Origin of the sequence: Actinoalloteichus hymeniacidonis (assembly GCF_014203365.1) — a bacterium.
GTDB classification, from domain to species: domain Bacteria; phylum Actinomycetota; class Actinomycetes; order Mycobacteriales; family Pseudonocardiaceae; genus Actinoalloteichus_A; species Actinoalloteichus_A hymeniacidonis.
Genome location: NZ_JACHIS010000001.1, coordinates 2,540,066 through 2,555,757 on the forward strand (window position 1 = coordinate 2,540,066; position 15,692 = coordinate 2,555,757).

General features: G+C 67.3%; 13 protein-coding genes. 8 read left to right on the forward strand and 5 right to left on the reverse strand.

Annotated features, from left to right (window positions below; all coding sequences use genetic code 11):
* The first annotated feature begins 58 nt into the window (after window positions 1–58).
* Window positions 59–520, forward strand: a complete 462-nt coding sequence (locus tag BKA25_RS11070) for a MerR family transcriptional regulator (protein ID WP_069850066.1) — start codon at window positions 59–61, stop codon at window positions 518–520.
* Window positions 521–548: 28 nt separating this feature from the next.
* Here BKA25_RS11070 and BKA25_RS11075 read toward each other — a convergent pair whose 3' ends face one another.
* Window positions 549–1,145 carry a TetR/AcrR family transcriptional regulator gene (locus BKA25_RS11075; RefSeq protein ID WP_069850064.1) on the reverse strand — a complete coding sequence of 199 codons (597 nt, stop codon included), beginning with the start codon at window positions 1,143–1,145 and terminating at the stop codon, window positions 549–551.
* 121 nt (window positions 1,146–1,266) lie between these two features.
* Between BKA25_RS11075 and BKA25_RS11080 the strand changes: the two genes are divergently transcribed.
* The 3 genes from BKA25_RS11080 to BKA25_RS11090 all read left to right on the forward strand — a co-directional run bounded on the left by BKA25_RS11080 (window position 1,267) and on the right by BKA25_RS11090 (window position 7,708).
* On the forward strand, window positions 1,267–3,753 hold the full coding sequence (locus BKA25_RS11080; RefSeq protein ID WP_221312336.1) for an MMPL family transporter: 2,487 nt from the start codon (window positions 1,267–1,269) through the stop codon (window positions 3,751–3,753).
* A 105-nt stretch (window positions 3,754–3,858) separates the two neighbouring features.
* On the forward strand, window positions 3,859–4,470 hold the full coding sequence (locus BKA25_RS11085; RefSeq protein ID WP_069853771.1) for a class I SAM-dependent methyltransferase: 612 nt from the start codon (window positions 3,859–3,861) through the stop codon (window positions 4,468–4,470).
* Window positions 4,471–4,741: 271 nt separating this feature from the next.
* Window positions 4,742–7,708, forward strand: a complete 2,967-nt coding sequence (locus BKA25_RS11090) for a 3-keto-alpha-glucoside-1,2-lyase-like domain-containing protein (protein ID WP_069850062.1) — start codon at window positions 4,742–4,744, stop codon at window positions 7,706–7,708.
* 92 nt (window positions 7,709–7,800) lie between these two features.
* On the opposite strand, the gene BKA25_RS11095 is transcribed toward BKA25_RS11090, so the two are convergent.
* Window positions 7,801–8,550 carry an SDR family NAD(P)-dependent oxidoreductase gene (locus tag BKA25_RS11095; RefSeq protein WP_069850060.1) on the reverse strand — a complete coding sequence of 250 codons (750 nt, stop codon included), beginning with the start codon at window positions 8,548–8,550 and terminating at the stop codon, window positions 7,801–7,803.
* A 245-nt stretch (window positions 8,551–8,795) separates the two neighbouring features.
* On the opposite strand from BKA25_RS11095, the gene BKA25_RS11100 reads away from it, so the two are divergent.
* Window positions 8,796–9,392, forward strand: coding sequence for a TetR/AcrR family transcriptional regulator (locus BKA25_RS11100; protein WP_069853770.1), 597 nt, complete (start codon window positions 8,796–8,798; stop codon window positions 9,390–9,392).
* A 40-nt stretch (window positions 9,393–9,432) separates the two neighbouring features.
* Here the strand turns inward: BKA25_RS11100 and BKA25_RS11105 are convergent, their stop codons facing one another.
* The 3 genes from BKA25_RS11105 to BKA25_RS11115 are packed head-to-tail and all read right to left on the reverse strand — an operon-like array spanning window position 9,433 to window position 12,054.
* A complete protein-coding gene (locus tag BKA25_RS11105) occupies window positions 9,433–10,263 on the reverse strand; it encodes an ABC transporter permease (protein ID WP_069850058.1) in 831 nt (276 codons plus the stop codon).
* Window positions 10,256–11,038 (reverse strand): ABC transporter permease, encoded by a 783-nt coding sequence (locus tag BKA25_RS11110; protein WP_084643093.1) that lies wholly within the window; start codon window positions 11,036–11,038, stop codon window positions 10,256–10,258. Before BKA25_RS11110 ends, BKA25_RS11105 begins: the two co-directional genes overlap by 8 nt.
* Window positions 11,035–12,054: an ABC transporter ATP-binding protein gene (locus tag BKA25_RS11115; RefSeq protein ID WP_069850056.1), complete on the reverse strand. Its 1,020-nt coding sequence runs from the start codon at window positions 12,052–12,054 to the stop codon at window positions 11,035–11,037. The genes BKA25_RS11110 and BKA25_RS11115 overlap by 4 nt, the downstream gene beginning before the upstream one ends.
* 72 nt (window positions 12,055–12,126) lie before the next feature.
* Here BKA25_RS11115 and BKA25_RS11120 point away from each other — a divergent pair, with 72 nt between their 5' ends.
* The 3 genes from BKA25_RS11120 to BKA25_RS11130 all read left to right on the forward strand — a co-directional run bounded on the left by BKA25_RS11120 (window position 12,127) and on the right by BKA25_RS11130 (window position 15,375).
* Entirely contained in the window at window positions 12,127–13,602 is a 1,476-nt protein-coding gene (locus BKA25_RS11120; RefSeq protein WP_172803811.1) for a helix-turn-helix domain-containing protein, read from the forward strand.
* Window positions 13,603–13,845: 243 nt separating this feature from the next.
* On the forward strand, window positions 13,846–14,397 hold the full coding sequence (locus BKA25_RS11125; RefSeq protein WP_069850050.1) for a TetR/AcrR family transcriptional regulator: 552 nt from the start codon (window positions 13,846–13,848) through the stop codon (window positions 14,395–14,397).
* Window positions 14,398–14,520: 123 nt separating this feature from the next.
* On the forward strand, window positions 14,521–15,375 hold the full coding sequence (locus BKA25_RS11130) for an SDR family oxidoreductase (protein WP_069850048.1): 855 nt from the start codon (window positions 14,521–14,523) through the stop codon (window positions 15,373–15,375).
* Window positions 15,376–15,692 lie beyond the last annotated feature (317 nt).

The window sequence follows — 15,692 nt, forward strand, 5'->3', positions numbered from 1 at the left end:
GTGCGGCGACGCTATGAGTTAGAGACGACTCGAAGTCAACAGCTCCTACAGTGGAGGGATGACCGCGATCTTCTCTGCGACCTTGAGCATCGGCGAAGTCAGTGCGTTGACGGGTTTATCGACGCACGCGCTGCGCTTCTATGAGCAGGAGGGCCTGTTCGTCGAGCCGGTACGGCGCAATTCGGCGGGACGGCGAGTGTTCACCGAGCAGGAGGTCGGCTGGTTGAAGACCTGTACCAAGCTCCGAGCCTCGGGGATGCCGCTGCCCGATATCCGGCGTTACGCCGAATTGGTTCGCGAGGGCGCGGGTACCGAGGCGGCCAGGTTGGAACTGCTGCGCGCTCATGAGACGGCGGTGGCCCGACAGCTCGCCGAACTGCAGGAGTCCTTGGACCTCATTCGTTTCAAGGTCGGGTTGTACGAGCAGCACCTGGCCGCCGGATCGGCGGACGGGCTCTGGCGCAATGGCCCGGAGTGCACGGCGCCGCCGACGGCAGGCGCTCAGATCACCGAGCAGTGATCCCGCTCGACGCGAGGAATCGTCCCAGCTAGCCGGGCTGCCCGGATTCCTCGTCGTCCTCGGGCTGGCGCCAGGCGCCGATGCCCAGCAGCACCCGCCACAGCCAGTCGGCGGCCACCGAGGGCAGCGGCAGCGGGTCGCGGGCGATCCAGGCGGTGATGACACCCAGCGCGCTGCCCGCGATCCCGGCGGCGACGACGTCGACCGGGAGATCGGTGCGCGCCGCCGAGCCTGCGGCCCCCACCGTCTCCCGCACGATCGTCTCGACCCGCTGGCGCAGCCGTGCCGCGATGAGCGTCGAACCGTGTTCGCCCAGGACGCGTCGATAGACGGCGGCATTGGCCGCGATGTGATCCAGATAGGTAATGAGTTCGATCGGCATGCTCAGCGTGCCGGTCAGCGCCGGTGCCTCCGGCAGCTGGGTGGACACGTCGTGCAGCGCGTCCTCCAGTGCCTCGGCCAGCAACGTCTCCTTGTCCACGTAGTGCTGGTAGAAGCTGCTGCGATTCACCCCGGCCCGGCTCGCGATATCGCCCACTGTGACGTCGTCGAGCGGTCGCTCCCTGGCGAGGTCGAGCAGCGCCTTCTGCAGGCTCGCCCGGGTGCGGGCGACGCGGGGGTCCATAACGCGATCCTCTCACGTGGCCAGGGACACCCCCATATTTATCCAACACGCGTCGGATAAGCAACATTCGTCGGATATGGTGGCGACCGCAGAGACTATTTCCCACTTCAACGAAAGGCTCATGGTGGCCAACCTCCTGTACCGACTCGGGCGGTGGTCCGCGCGCCGAGCGTGGGCCGTCATCGCCGCGTGGATAGTCGTGCTCGCGGCGGCGGGTGGTGCATTCCTGACACTGGGAGGCTCCCTGGCCTCCAACTTCTCCATTCCGGGAACCGAGACCGAACGGGTCAACGACCGGCTCACCGAGCAGTTCCCCGAACTCACCGGCGCCACCGCTCAGGTGGTCTTCGCCACCGAGGACGCCGAATTCGGTGCCTCGGAACGCGACCAGATCGCGGAACTCCTCGCCGAGGTCGGCGAGGTCGACGGGGTCACTGCAGTGACCGATCCGTTCGTCACGGAGGCCGAGCGGGCAGCTGCCGAAGAGCAGGTCGCGGGCGGCGAGCAGCTCATCGCCGACGCCCGCGCCGAGCTCGAGGCAGGCGTCGAGGAGCTCGACGCAGGCCAGACTCAGCTCGACGCCGCCATCGAGCAGGCCCAGGCCGCAGGCGTCTACGAACAGGCCGCAGCGCAATTCGATCAGCAGCAGGCCCAACTCGACGCGGGCCGGGAGCAGCTCGACGCGGGCGCGCAGGAGATCGACGCGCAGGAAGCCGAGTTGGAGCACGGTAACGCGCTCGTCGAGTACGCGTCCTCGATCAACATGGTGTCCGAGGACGGCCAGACCGCGATCGCCACGATCGCCTTCGAGGACACCCTCTTCGAACTTCCGGACAGCGTCAAGGCCGCCGTCGCCGAGGTCCTCGAAGCCGCTGACATCGCGGGCGTCGACATCGACTGGTCCTCGACCATCACCGCCTCCGTCGAGGGCATCATGGGCCCCGGCGAGGTCGTCGGCGTCGTCATCGCCGCCCTGGTCCTGCTGATCATGATGCGTGCGTTGCTGCCCGCAGCCACCCCGTTGATCAGCTCCCTGGTCGGCGTCGGCGTGGGCGTCGCCGGTTCACTGGCCTTCTCCGACCTGGTCCCGATGGCCTCCATCACCCCGGTGCTCGGCGTGATGCTGGGCTTGGCCGTCGGTATCGACTACTCGCTGTTCATCCTCAACCGGCACCGCAAGCAACTGCTCGCGGGCATGGATGTGGACGAGTCCATCGGCCTGGCCAACGGCACCGCGGGCAACGCCGTCGTCTTCGCAGGCAGCACCGTCATCGTGGCCCTGGTCGCCCTCGGCGTGACCGGCATCCCGTTCCTCACCACGATGGGCGTCGTCGGCGCGGTGTGCGTCCTGGTTGCCGTGCTCGTCTCGGTCAGCCTCACCCCGGCGCTACTCGGCCTGCTCGGCACCCGAGCACTGGGGCGCAAGGCCAGGGCCACCATCGGGCACGCCCAGCACACCGAGACCGAGGTCAAGCCGCTGCGCACCCCGCGTGCCATCGGCGCCGCCGTGCTGGCCACCGTCGGCCTGCTCGTATTGGCCATCCCGGTGCTCTCGATGCGCCTCGGACTGCCGGAGGGCTCCTCCGAATCGCCGGACACCACGCAGTACCAGGCGTTCAAGGCCGTTGAATCCGAATTCGGCGCAGGCATGAACGGCCCGCTGTTGGTGGTCGCCGAACTGCCGGACGCCGTCGAGGAGACCGAGGTGACCGCCACCCAGGCGGGCATCGCGGGCGAGCTGATGGAGAACGAGGACGTCTCCGCCGTGGCGCCCATCGTCGCGTCCGAGGAGCGGGACGTGTTCCTGTTCCAGGTGGTTCCGCAGGATGGTCCCTCCAGCGCCTCCACCGAGGACCTCGTCCGCGAACTCCGTGCGCTGACTCCGATGTCGGGCGAGGTCACCCTGGGCGTCGCCGGGCAGGCGTCGGGCAACATCGACGTCTCCGAGATGCTCGCCGAAGCCCTGCCGGTCTACCTGGTGGTGGTCGTCGGTCTCTCGCTGCTGATCATGGTGTTGGTCTTCCGCTCGATCCTGGTGCCGTTGATCGCGACGCTGGGCTACGTCCTGTCGCTGTTCGCGGCGCTGGGCGCGGTCACCGCCATCTACCAGTGGGGTTGGCTCGGCGACATCTTCGGCGTGCACGATCCCGGGCCGGTGCTGAGCTTCGGGCCGATCATCATCATGGGCGTGTTGTTCGGGCTCGCGATGGACTACCAGCTCTTCCTGGTGTCCGGCATGCGCGAGGCACACGTCCACGGGATGCCCGCCCGCGAGGCGGTCGTGCAGGGGCTGCGGCAGGGCCGGGTCGTGGTCACGGCAGCGGCGATCATCATGATCTCGGTCTTCGGCGGCTTCGTCTTCAGCCACCTCGGCATGGTCCGACCGCTGGGCTTCGGCCTGGCGATCGGTGTGCTCTTCGACGCCTTCGTGGTCCGAATGGTGCTGGTGCCCGCACTGATGCACCTGCTGGGCGAGAAGGCCTGGTGGCTGCCGAAGTGGCTGGACAAGGTCATGCCCGATGTCGACGTCGAGGGCGCCTCGCTGGAGCGGGCGCACACCCCGGCTGAGCGGGTGGACGCGTTGGCCGAAAGCGGGTCGAAGTCCTGACCCGAGTCTCGTCTGCGGTGCCCGTCGGGAGGCGACTCCCGGCGGGCACCGCCGTCTCCGAGGGTGTCGGTGCGGCGCCTCGGACGCTGTGTGGACCATGGCACGGTGCAGGACTACTGGAACCACAACACCGCGTATCACCGTTGGATCCTGGATATCGCGGCCGAGCACGGTGAGCCCGATGTCCTCGACGTCGGGTGCGGCGACGGCCTGCTGCTCCAACGACTGGCTCCACACTGCGCCACGGCGACCGGACTCGAACCACACGCGCCCACCTTCGATCGAGCCCGCACCCGCCTCGCATCGACCCCGAACGTGACACTCCGGCCCACCGGCTTCGCCGAGTTCGAGCCCGATTCGGAGCGCTTCGACCTGGTGATCCTCGTCGCCGTGCTGCACCACCTGGATCTCGCCGAATCGCTGGCCAAGGCCCGCCGACTGCTGCGTCCCGGCGGCGACCTGCTCGTCGTCGGACTGTCGGCGAACAAGACCCCGGTGGACTGGTTGCTCTCCGGTCTGGCCGTGCCCCTGGTCCGCATCGGTTCGCGCCGCAACCACGAGACCCGGGATATCGGGGTGCCGGTGGCCGACGTCCACGAGAACTTGGCCGAGATCCGATCCGTGGCGCGGCGATTGCTGCCCGGTGTCCGGATCCGCCGGGCCCTGTACTACCGCTATCTGCTGCGGTGGACTGCACCGTCCGGCGGTGTTTCGTGAGCCAATGCGCCAGCGTATCCGTCGGGAATCATTGCGCTGAACGGACGAAATCGACTACGGGCGTTCACCGGCTGCGGATGTCGCCGGGCTTATTCGTTCACTGGTTCGTCGAATGGTTTTCGCGGGATCTCGATTCCCGACACCGCAACCACTTTCGGAAATTAGATGCCGACTTTTGTTGACATTATTTGAAAGTCGCCTTTAGCTGGGGGTAACGCGGTCCCTGCGCAGCGGAGCGTGGGTCCGCGTCCTGCCCCGAGGAGGAAGGCCCATGCGGCGTTTCGTCGCCCTGCTCGCAGTGCCTCTACTTGTAGGGTCCACGGCCACGGCCATCGCCCAGCCTGATATACCGCCGCAGGAACCAGGCGTGACGATGCGGGTGTTCGACGTGCAGGTCCCCTTGGAGGACTACTGCACACTCAAACCCAGTCAGACGCCCAACATCGACAAACTGATGCCGACGATCGACTGGTCGACCAATGAGGACTTCGGCATCGCCGACCGTTTTGTCACAGAAGTAAGCGGTTACCTCAACGTCGACACCGCCGGTACCTACGATTTCCGGCTCACCAGTGACGACGGCGCCAGGCTCTTCCTCGGCGATACCGAGGTCGTCGACAACGGCGGCGTCCACGGGGAGATCCCCAAGGACGGCTCGATCGACCTCGATCCCGGCTACCACGCCCTGCACATCGACCACTTCGACGGTGACTTCGACCAGCGGCTCCTGCTGGAATGGCAGCCACCGGGCGCCGACGGCTTCACCGTCGTGCCCAATTCGGTGCTGAGCACCGACGAGGGCGTCACCAGGGTGACCTCGCCGGGGCGCAAGGAATGCGAGGGCGTCACGGAATCGCCCGGCGACGGGCTGCCGTTGAACGACGTGCACCCCGACTACACGCTGACCGACCTGCGGCCCGAGGGTTTCGAACCGCAGGTCACCGGGATGGACTGGCTGCCGGACGACCGGTTGGCCATCTCGACGTGGGGCGGCTCGCGGGAATCCCAGCTCGGCGAGGTGTACCTGATCGACAACGTCACCGGAGCGACCGATCCCTCCCAGGTGACGTTCAAGAAGATCGCCGAGGATCTCCAGGAACCGATGGGGATCAAGTATGTCGACGGCACCCTCTACGTCTCCGAGAAGCACGGCCTGACCGCGCTCATCGACAACGACGGCGACGAGGTCGCCGATGAGTACGACACGATCGCGATCTGGCCCTTCGGCGGCAACTACCACGAGTTCGCCTTCGGTCTGCTGTACGAGGACGGCTACTTCTACGTCAGCCTGGGCATCGCGATGGTCCCCGGCGGTGCCACCGCCGACCCGCAACCCGTGCCCAACCGGGGTACCGCCCTCAAGGTCGAGAAGGACACCGGCGAGGTGTCCTATGTGGCAGGCGGACTGCGCACCCCCAACGGCCTCGGTTGGGGCCCGGACGGCGACATCTTCATCACCGACAACCAGGGCGCCTATCTGCCGACGTCCAAGTTGGTGCGCGTCGAACAGGACCGGTTCTTCAACCACCACATGAACCCGGACGGCCCGTACGACGACCGTCCGGTGTCCGACCCGGTGCTCTGGCTGCCGCACGGCGAGGTCTCGAACTCGCCGACCAACCCGCTGATGTTGCCCGACGGCGTCTTCGAAGGACAGATGATCTTCGGCGACGTGACCTACGGCGGTCTGCAACGGGCATCCCTGGAGAAGATCGGGGACGAATACCAGGGCGCGGTGTTCCGGATGACCCAGGGCTTGGAATCCGGGACCAGCCGGATCAGCCTCGGACCGGATGGCGCGATCTACACCGGTGGCATCGGCTCCGAGGGCAACTGGGGCCAGGCGGGCAAGCTGAAGTTCGGTCTGCAGAAGCTGTCCCTCACCGGCAGCGACGCCTTCGACATGCTGGCCATGCGGGCGGTCGACGGAGGATTCGAGATCGAGTACACCCAGCCGTTGTCCGAGGAGACCGCGCAGGATCTGGCGTCGAAGTACAACGCCGAGCAGTGGCGGTACGTCGCCACCCCGGCCTACGGCGGTCCCAAGGTCGACGAGGAGACCCTGGAGGTCAGCGAGGCGACGCTGTCGGAGGACCGCAAGACCGTGACACTGCAGATGGACGGCCTCAAGCCCGGCCACGTCGTGTACGTGCACTCGCCGAGACCCTTCGCCGACGAGTCCGGCGAGGAACTGTGGAGCACGGAGGCCTGGTACACCCTCAACACCCTGCCGGACGGCACGACGGCACCCCCGGAGTACGAGGCGGAGTCCGCCGCACTGGCGGGTGGCGCCGGGTACAACACCGAGCACTCCGGCTACTCGGGGGCCGGATTCGTCGACCGCATGTGGGAGCCCGGTTCCAGCACCACCTTTGCCGTCACCGCCGACGAGGCGGGCGACCACGATGTCGCCCTGCGGTATGCGAACGGCCTGAACATCGACCATCCTGAACCCACGACCAAATCGATCAGCGTGTATCTCAACGGTGAGAAGCACAAGCAGATCTGGTTGGCCAACACCGGGGCCTGGAACAACTGGGCCACCCACGTCGAGTCCCTGCCACTGCGCGAGGGGGGGAACACGATCGCCTTCGTGCACGATCCCGACGACGAGGGACACGTGAACTTCGACAAGATCACCGTCAACCCCGGCGAGCGGATCACCCTGTTCGACGGAACGGATCTGGACGCCTGGGAGGCGACGGCAGGCGGCGAGGCGACCTGGCCGATCGAGGACGGCTCGATGGAGTCCTTCGGCGGTGACATCCGTACGAAGGAGAAGTTCGGCGACTTCCGGATGCACGCCGAGTGGTACCAGCCGCAATACCCGCCGGAGGTGACCGGACAGGCCCGAGGCAACAGTGGCATCTACATCCAGGAGCGCTATGAGATCCAGGTGCTCGAATCCTTCGGCATCGAGGAACCGAAGGACAACGATGCCGGTGCCATCTACCTGAAGAAGGCCCCGGATGTGAATGCCGCGACCGATATGGGCACCTGGCAGACCTACGACATCGAGTTCCGCGCAGCGCGGTTCGACAGCGATGGCGAGAAGGTCGAGGACGCCCGAGTGAGCCTGTGGTGGAACGACGTACTCGTGCACGACGACGTCGCGATCGACGGTCCGACCGGTGCGGGTCAGCCGGAAGGCCCATCCCAGGGGCAGATTCGTCTGCAGGACCACGGTGATCCGGGCGAGAATCCGCGGTTCCGCAACGTGTGGATCGAACGGATGTAGCCGGTAATCCTTTTGGTTCGGCGGCTGTCCCGGCACGGTGCGGGGCAGCCGCCGAACCGCGTCCGGCCCTGCTGTCGGCCGGGTGCACGCCGCTACCAGGCCAGGGTTTCCCGATCGCGGAACAAACCACCCCTCGGCCCGTCATCGGGCAGCGTCGCGGCCCAGACGACGCCGGGAGCGCTCTGGGCGACGGGACGTGCATCGAGGTGCTCGGCGCCGGGGTGGGTCGCGGTGACTCCGGGGCAGACGGCGTTGACGATGATCGGTGTGTCCGCCAGCTCGGCCGCGAGTGCGGCGGTGAAGGCGTTCAGCGCCGCCTTGCTGATGCCGTGGATCGCCGCCGCGCCGCCCGCCAGCGGAAAGCCGTACTGCGGATCGCCGTGCGATCCCGCACCGGAGCTGACGTTGACGATTCGGGGACGATCGGATCGACGTAGCAAGGGCAGAAAAGCCTGCGTCATCCGCCAGGCGCCGAACAGGTTGACCTCGATGACCTCGGCCGCCGCCGCGAGGTCCGCCTCGGTGGCGGTCTCGAACCGGTTGGGGTGGGCGGCGGCATTGTTGATCAGGATGTCGAGTCGGCCCGGATGGGCACCGAACGCCGCCACCGCGCCCGCCACGGACTCCGCATCTGAGATGTCCAGGCCGACCGGCAACGCCTCGGCCCCGTCGAGCTGCTGCGCGGCCGCCGCTGCCCGTTGCGGATCTCGGGCGGCGATCACGACGTGAACCCCGGTCGCGGCCAGTTGCCGGGCGGTCTCCAGGCCGAGTCCGTGCGCGGCGCCGGTGATCAGGGCCGTGGTCGGGTGGGCGTCGGACTCCGTGTGCTGCTGTCGGGTCATAGCTTGGTTTCGGCCTTTCCGGAGAGGATGGGAGACGGCCCGCCCGTATCGTCGGTGTGTTCGGCCCGGGGGATGGCGCTGCCGTGATGGAGGGGTTCCTCGCATCACCGGGTGTGCAAGCGGTGCTTGTCCGCCCGGCCGACGAGTACTGATTGAACGCGAGACCGATCCGGTTAAGCGGAACAACGTTCCGGAAATATACGGAACGTTGATCCGCTTTGTAAAGAGCGCCAGAGGGAGCTGTGGTGTCCACAACCGATTCCCCGGGAGCGACGCCTGCGCGAGGCAAGCGGGCCGACGCGGTGCGCAACCAGAAGGCACTGGTCGCCGCCGCAGCCGAGGTCTTCGTCGTCTCCGGCGTCGACGCACCGATCCGGGAGATCGCGGCCCGAGCCGGCGTCGGGGTCGGGACGATCTACCGGCACTTCCCGACCCGTGCCGAACTCGTCGTCGCCGTCTACCGTCACCAGGTGGAGGCGTGCGCCGAGGCAGGCCCGAAGCTCCTGGCAACCGCCGACACACCGTTCACCGCGCTAAGCCGATGGGTCGACCTGTTCATCGAGTTCCTGGTCACCAAGCACGGCTTGGCCGATGCTCTGCAGCCGGGCAACGACGCCTTCGAGGCCCTGCACACCTACTTCCTCGACCGCCTGGTCCCCGTCTGCGCGCAGTTGCTCGACGCAGCGCGTCACACGGGTGAGATCGAAACGGACACCGAGCCCTACGAGCTGATGCGTGGCATCGGCAACCTCTGTATCGGCCACGACGGCGACCCGCGCTACAACCCCCGCAGGCTCGTCGAGGTGCTGCTCAACGGCTTGCGGCCGGGCGGCGCGGACTGAACCCGTTCGTTGAACCCGGGACCGCAACCGGCGCAGCCGATCAGGCGTCCAGATCGATCGATCCATCACGCCGACCCGCACCCGCGAACACGGTGAACGCCACCGCCGCGACCACCAACCAGCCGAGACCGATGCCCAGCGCCAACCCGGCGTGCAGCCCCACTCCGGACCAATCGATGGTCGGTCCATCCAGCAGTGCTCTGATCGCGGCGAGTCCATGGGTGAGCGGGAATGCCTGGCCCAAGCCCTGGCACCAGGATGGCCAGAAGCTGACCGGCACGGTGACGCCTGCGAGCAGCATCATCGTGGTGTGGCCCAGGTTGCTGACGACGTTGCGCCATCGTGGTCCACGCAATACGAAGGCCGCGGCCACCAACGCGAGGGCGTACGAACCGAACGCCGTGAGTACGACACAACCGAAGGCGACCGCAGCGGTCGGCAGCGTCCAATCGAGCCCGACGAGCGGACCAACCAGGAACAACGTCACGCTGGAGGTGGCGATACCGCTGGGCACCCAGAACAGCGAGCGGCCCACCAACACCGCCCACAGTGGACCGGGCGCGGCGATCAGTAGTCCCAGAGTGCCGGAGTTTCGCTCCCAGGTGGTGGACGCGATGGACAGGAAGGCCTCCACCGCGCAGGCCATCACCGCCTGACCCACGAAGAGGAAGAGCACCGCGTCCCGGCTCTCCAACAGCATCCCGATGGATGCGAAGAACAGAACCTGCACGATGATCCGGCCAAGCCAGCCGACAGACCAGGTCAACGGGGTGTAGACGGTACGCAGATCGGCCAGGGCGACCCGCCAGCCCGCCACGATCGCGGTCCTGGCGTCGGCGATTGTGCCTGGCGTACCGGAGATGTCAGGCATGGGCAAGGCTCCCCGTTGTACGGACGCGACGAAGGATGCGGCCCAACAACAGGCCGCCTAATAGGAAACCGGCCGTACCCAGTACGAGCACCATCCCGACGCGGAACGCGACGGCGACCACCGGCCCGGGATCGAGCGTGTCGCGCAGCAGGTCCGACGACCAGGACAGGAACACGAACCGGGCGAGCAACCGCACCGGCTCCGGCATGAGGTCGACCGGAACGACGACCCCGCCCAGAAGGAAGAACGGATAACTCAAGGAATTCTGGAAGGTGCGTGCCGAGCGCGCGAGCACGAAGAGACTCGCCATCACCGTCGCCGTGCCCGCCATGGCGAAGGCGGTGACCAGCACCGTCACGGCGAAGACGAGCGGGTGCGCGATGAGCACCGGCGAACCCGTCATCACCCAGCCGACGACCCACGATTCGACGAACGCCACCAGCGACACCGAGATGACCGCCATGATTCGTCCGGCCAGCACGATGCCGAAGGACGCAGGCGCCGCCACGAGCAGCTCCAACGAGCCGTTCTCGCGTTCGCGAGCGATCAGCTCGCCCGCGGTCTGCAGCGCCATGGCCCACAGCGCGATGAGGGCGGGTGCCAGGATCCCGTAGGACGTCAGGTCCGCCCGCCCGCCGGCTTGGAAGATCGAGACGAACACCACCGTGGTCAACGGCGCGGTGAACAGGGCGAGGAACCAGTCGGGATTCCCGCGCATCTGTTGCAACTGAGTGCGGAACCCGATCGCGGCGGTCGCCGTCGCGGCGCCGATCACGAGACACCCATCCCGCGTGCCTGCCCGGACGCCGTGGTCCCCAGCATGGCCACGTAGACGTCCTGAAGGCTGGGCGCGCTGGTCTCGAACGAGGTGTGGCCCTGGGCGACCAGCCAGGCCAGCACCTCCGCCATACCCTCCTCGGCGACCCGCAGCACCACGCTCGTGGCGGTGACGGCCGCATCGGTTGAGCGGGGCGCTGATTCGACGTCCGGAGCGCCCTCGACGGTCACCCCCGGCAACCGGCTCGACTCCGCGACCACTCGGGTGGCAACGTCGGCGGCGAGATCGCGGATCTCGATCCGATGTCCGAGTTCGACGCGGGATCGAGCCTCTGCGAGTGTCCCGCTCCCGACGATCCGCCCGCCGTCGACGAACGTGAGCGTGTCGCACACGGCCTCGGCCTCGGTCATGTCATGCGTGGTGAGCACGATGGTTCGTCCCTCGGCGCGAAGTTCGGCCACCAGCTCTCGGAAATCCAAGGCACTGACGGGATCCATCCCCACCGTGGGCTCGTCGAGCAGCAACAGCGGCGGGTCGGCGACCAACCCTCTGGCCAGATGCAACCGTTGTTTCATCCCTCGGGAGAAGGTCTCCACCCGGACCTGCGCTCGATCGAGTAGGCCCACTCGTGCGAGGAGTTCGGGAATCCTCCGTTGCGCGGTTCGACGGGGCACGCCGTACAGAGCGCACCAGAACGCCAGGTTCTCCGCCGAGGTCAACCTGCCGTACAACCCTCGGTCACCGCCGAAGACCACCCCGATGCGCTGCCGCACGGCACGACTGTCGCGAACGACGTCGTGTCCGAGCACGGTGACTCGACCGCTGGTGGGCAGTAGCACGGTCGACACGATGCGACACAGCGTGGTCTTTCCCGCGCCGTTGGGCCCGAGCAGGCCATGCACGCGGGCCGCGTCGAACGATGCGGTGACCTGGTCGAGCGCCAGCCGATCCGGTCGGCTTCGACTGCCGAAAACCCTGGTGAGAGCGTCTATTTCAAGAGCTGTTGAGGACACGTCGAACAGTGTGATGCGGTGGATCTCGTCCGGATGTAGTCAAGAATGACTATGGCTGCGAGGATGCAGGGTATGGCGACGAAGCGTGTCGATCAACCGCCGCCCGATGCCTCGGAATGTCGCCGTTGGTGCGCGGAGAGCTCGACACGTTGGCGGGCCGGGGACGCGGCGGGGGCTCGGCAGGCGCTGGAGCGGGCGGAGCAGGCAGCCGGATCGGATGCCCACCTCACGGTGGAGACACTGGCTGCTCGCTCGGTGCTGCACGTTCGCGCCGAGGAATACGATCGAGCGCTGGATGTCGTGCTGCGCTGCCTTGCCTTGGCGGAGACGCTGACAGAACTCCAACCAGAGCAGGTACTCGCGGTCCTGCATGCCCGAGTCAGCCGAGGCACCGTGCTGATCTCGGACGCCGCGCCGCCGGATGCGGCCTCGCGTCGGGAGGACGGACTCGCCGAACTGGACGAGGTCGCCCGCGATCCGGCCGCCGATCTCGCCGTCCTCGACCGGGCCGTCAACAACGGCCTCCTGGCACGGTTGGCGCCACTGCGTCGTCGGATCTCGTCGGGTGCCTTGCAGGTGGACGCCTGGCTGTGGGTGGCGCGGGCGCGAGAGCTCGCCGATCGCCACGGTGCCCGAGGGATCATCGTGCGCCAGGCCGTCGATCTCGCGGTCCACACCGGCCAATGGGAACGGGGCTGGGATCAACTCATCGGACATCTCGACCACGAGACGAATCGCTCCGAGCAGGTCGCCCTGACGGCGAAGGGGAGCCAACTCGCCTGGGCGCGCGGCGACCTCGCCGCCGCAAGGACGCTCGGGCGTCGAGCATGGGACCTCTCCGTCGGCGTGGAACTCGTCTGGTCCCGGTTGTACGGACACCTGGGCGGAGTGATCGCCTCGGCCGCGGGCGCGGGTTCGTTGACGACGGCGATGAACTCCTATGCGCGATGCGTCGATCGGGCGGGACATGCCTCGCGGCCGAACCGAGCGTGGGAGACGGCGCTGATCGGCATGGAGGCGGGCCTGCCTGCCACGGCATTACGAGCCTGGCTGGACCAGGTGCTGCCCGATGGAATCGCCAGGCCCGAGCTGCGAGCTCTCGTCGACATCGTGCTGTCCGATCACGGTGGCTCGGCACCGGACCCGCAGAGCTGGCTGATCATCGACCTGGACGGACTCGCCGCGGTGGACCGCGCCAGAGCGTTGTTGGCCCGAGGGCGCGCGGCACTACGTGCCGATCGCCAGACGGCGGCGATGGTCGATCTGCACGCCGCCCGGCTGGCCTTGCGTGACTGGCCGGGCCGCACCCGCGATGCCGTCGACCAGACGGCGGCCCCCTTGCTCGATCCGCCTGCCATCACCTCGGCACAGACGCGCGTGCTCGATCTGATCCTGGAGGGCCTGAGCAATCACGAGATCGCGGCGGAACTCGGCTGCTCCCCTCGTACCGTCGCGGTGCATGTCGCGCGGTTACTGAAGGCCGTGAAGGTGAAGACCCGAACACAGCTCGCCGTCCGGGAGTTGCGCCGCAGGCTCATGGTCGCCTGAGCTGCGAGTGGTCCGGACCGGGGAGTGGTCCGGATCGCGGCGGGCCGGAGGCATTCGAGGACACCGATTGCCGAGGACGCCCGAACGGCGAGGTCGAACGCGGTCGAGGGGCTGGCGTGGGCGCGATCGGGTTTCGCCCGGGTGGCCGATGTGTCGTCGAGCTCGCGGCCGGTGGCTGATCCGGCGCGGCTGTCCGACCTGCCGAGTTGACGTCATCGCAGTAGTGAGTGTTAACTATCAATCATGTCGGCGGCAGGGCGAAGGCCACGGGTCAGTATCGAGCGACGTCGTGAGCAGATCCTTGCCGCAGCGCTGAAGGAGTTCAGTCACAAGGGGCTGCACGGCGGTTCGACGGTGACCATCGCCAAGGATGTCGAGATCTCGCATCCGAACCTCTTTCGGGTCTTTTCGACCAAGAAGGAGCTCTTCATGGCGGTCCTCCGACAGTGCTTCGACACCATCGCGCGGACGATGCTCGCGGCCGGGGAAGCGGCCGAGAGTGACCATCTGCAGGTGATGTCGGACGCCTGGGGTGTGCTGATGGAGAACCGTGAACTGATGCTCATCCTGACCCAGGGATACGCCGCGTGTAACGACCCAGACATCCGCGACCTGATGCAGGAGTGGACGCAGGACATGTTCGAGCGAATGGAGGCGCTGCCGGGCGTGGGCACCGACAAGGCCCACGACTTCTTCGCCGCCGGGATGCTGTACCTGGTGGCCGCCTCGATGAACCTGCCCGAGCGCGCCCCGCAGGACCCGTGGGCGCAGCGATTTCTGGACTCGGGTAGCTGATCGTCCGCTGTCCCATTCGGGGCGGCGGCATTTTTTACCCGCTTTAGATAGTGACTACTCACAATAGAAATGTCGTCGACGGCAGTGCGTCGTCGACGACAACCGAAGAGAAGGAGACAGACGATGAACGCACCGACCGTGCTCGTGACCGGCGCGACCGGAACCGTGGGATCGGCTTTGATCCCCGCGCTGCAAGCCCGTGGCGCCCACGTCCGCGCCATGGTTCGCAACCCCGAGCGGACCGTTCCCGGCGTGGAGAACGTCATCGCCGATCTGCAGGATCCGGGTGCGGTGGCCGCCGCGTTGCAGGGGGTGGACGCGGCATTCCTCAACAGTCCGTCGGCCGAGGACGCCGCCGAACTGCAGATCCAGTTCGCCGACCTCGTCCGCGAGACCGGTGTGAAGCGGCTCGTACTGCTTTCGCAGTACGGGGCGCGTACCGATTCGCCGGTCCGTTTCCTACGCTGGCACGCCGAGGTCGAGGCCCATGTGGCGAAGATCGGCCTCGACTACACCGTGCTGCGCCCCAACCTCTACCTGCAGGCGCTGCTTCTCTTCGCCGCAACCATCGCGCAGGGTTGGTTCGCCGCGCCCATCGGCACCTCGGCCGTGAGTGCCATCGATACCAGGGACATCGCGGCATCCGCCGCTGCCGTGCTGACCAGCACCGGACACGAGGGGAAGACCTACACACTGACCGGGCCTCGTGCGGTGACCCACGCCGAGATCGCGCAGGCGCTCTCCGTCGCCACCGGAAAGGAGATCACTTTCCAGGACGCGCCACCGGAGGTCTTCGCGAGCCAGCTCGCCGCTTTCGTGCCGTCGTGGCAACTGGACGGGCTCCTGGAGGACTACGCCCACTACGCACGGGGCGAAGCCGCCGAGGTGCACGCCGCGGTCGCCGATCTCACGGGGATGCCTGCCCGCGACATCGCCGACTTCGCCCGCGATCATGCCGGGATCCTCGGCGACGCCTGATCTCTTCGCGCGGTGCTGTGCAGAAAAGGAGAGCTTCTGGCCCAGTAGTGGCGGACACCCTCGGGTGCGCCTTCGTACCAGATACACACGGCTCATTTGAGCCAGTGATCTTCACCGGTCGACATCAGGCCTGATCGGAACGATCCGTCGGCCGCGACCCTGTTTGAGCCGCCATGCCGTCCTGTCTCGTTGATGGGCGGTGGCGTTGGCTGCGTCGCATTCGACGGAGAACTCCCGTCATGCTGCTGGCCGCTGTAGTGAAGCCTTCCCGAATGGTTGACGACGTTTGATGTCGTCGACCATTCGGTGGCGCGCTC

Bases quoted from the DNA above. Each gene is read 5' to 3' on its own strand.
- BKA25_RS11070 (WP_069850066.1), top strand. From the start codon at position 59: ATGACCGCGATCTTCTCTGCGACCTTGAGCATCGGCGAAGTCAGTGCG.
- BKA25_RS11075 (WP_069850064.1), bottom strand. From the start codon at position 1,145: ATGGACCCCCGCGTCGCCCGCACCCGGGCGAGCCTGCAGAAGGCGCTG.
- BKA25_RS11120 (WP_172803811.1), top strand. From the start codon at position 12,127: ATGGCGACGAAGCGTGTCGATCAACCGCCGCCCGATGCCTCGGAATGT.
- BKA25_RS11080 (WP_221312336.1), top strand. From the start codon at position 1,267: ATGGTGGCCAACCTCCTGTACCGACTCGGGCGGTGGTCCGCGCGCCGA.
- BKA25_RS11125 (WP_069850050.1), top strand. From the start codon at position 13,846: ATGTCGGCGGCAGGGCGAAGGCCACGGGTCAGTATCGAGCGACGTCGT.
- BKA25_RS11105 (WP_069850058.1), bottom strand. From the start codon at position 10,263: ATGCCTGACATCTCCGGTACGCCAGGCACAATCGCCGACGCCAGGACC.
- BKA25_RS11090 (WP_069850062.1), top strand. From the start codon at position 4,742: ATGCGGCGTTTCGTCGCCCTGCTCGCAGTGCCTCTACTTGTAGGGTCC.
- BKA25_RS11130 (WP_069850048.1), top strand. From the start codon at position 14,521: ATGAACGCACCGACCGTGCTCGTGACCGGCGCGACCGGAACCGTGGGA.
- BKA25_RS11095 (WP_069850060.1), bottom strand. From the start codon at position 8,550: ATGACCCGACAGCAGCACACGGAGTCCGACGCCCACCCGACCACGGCC.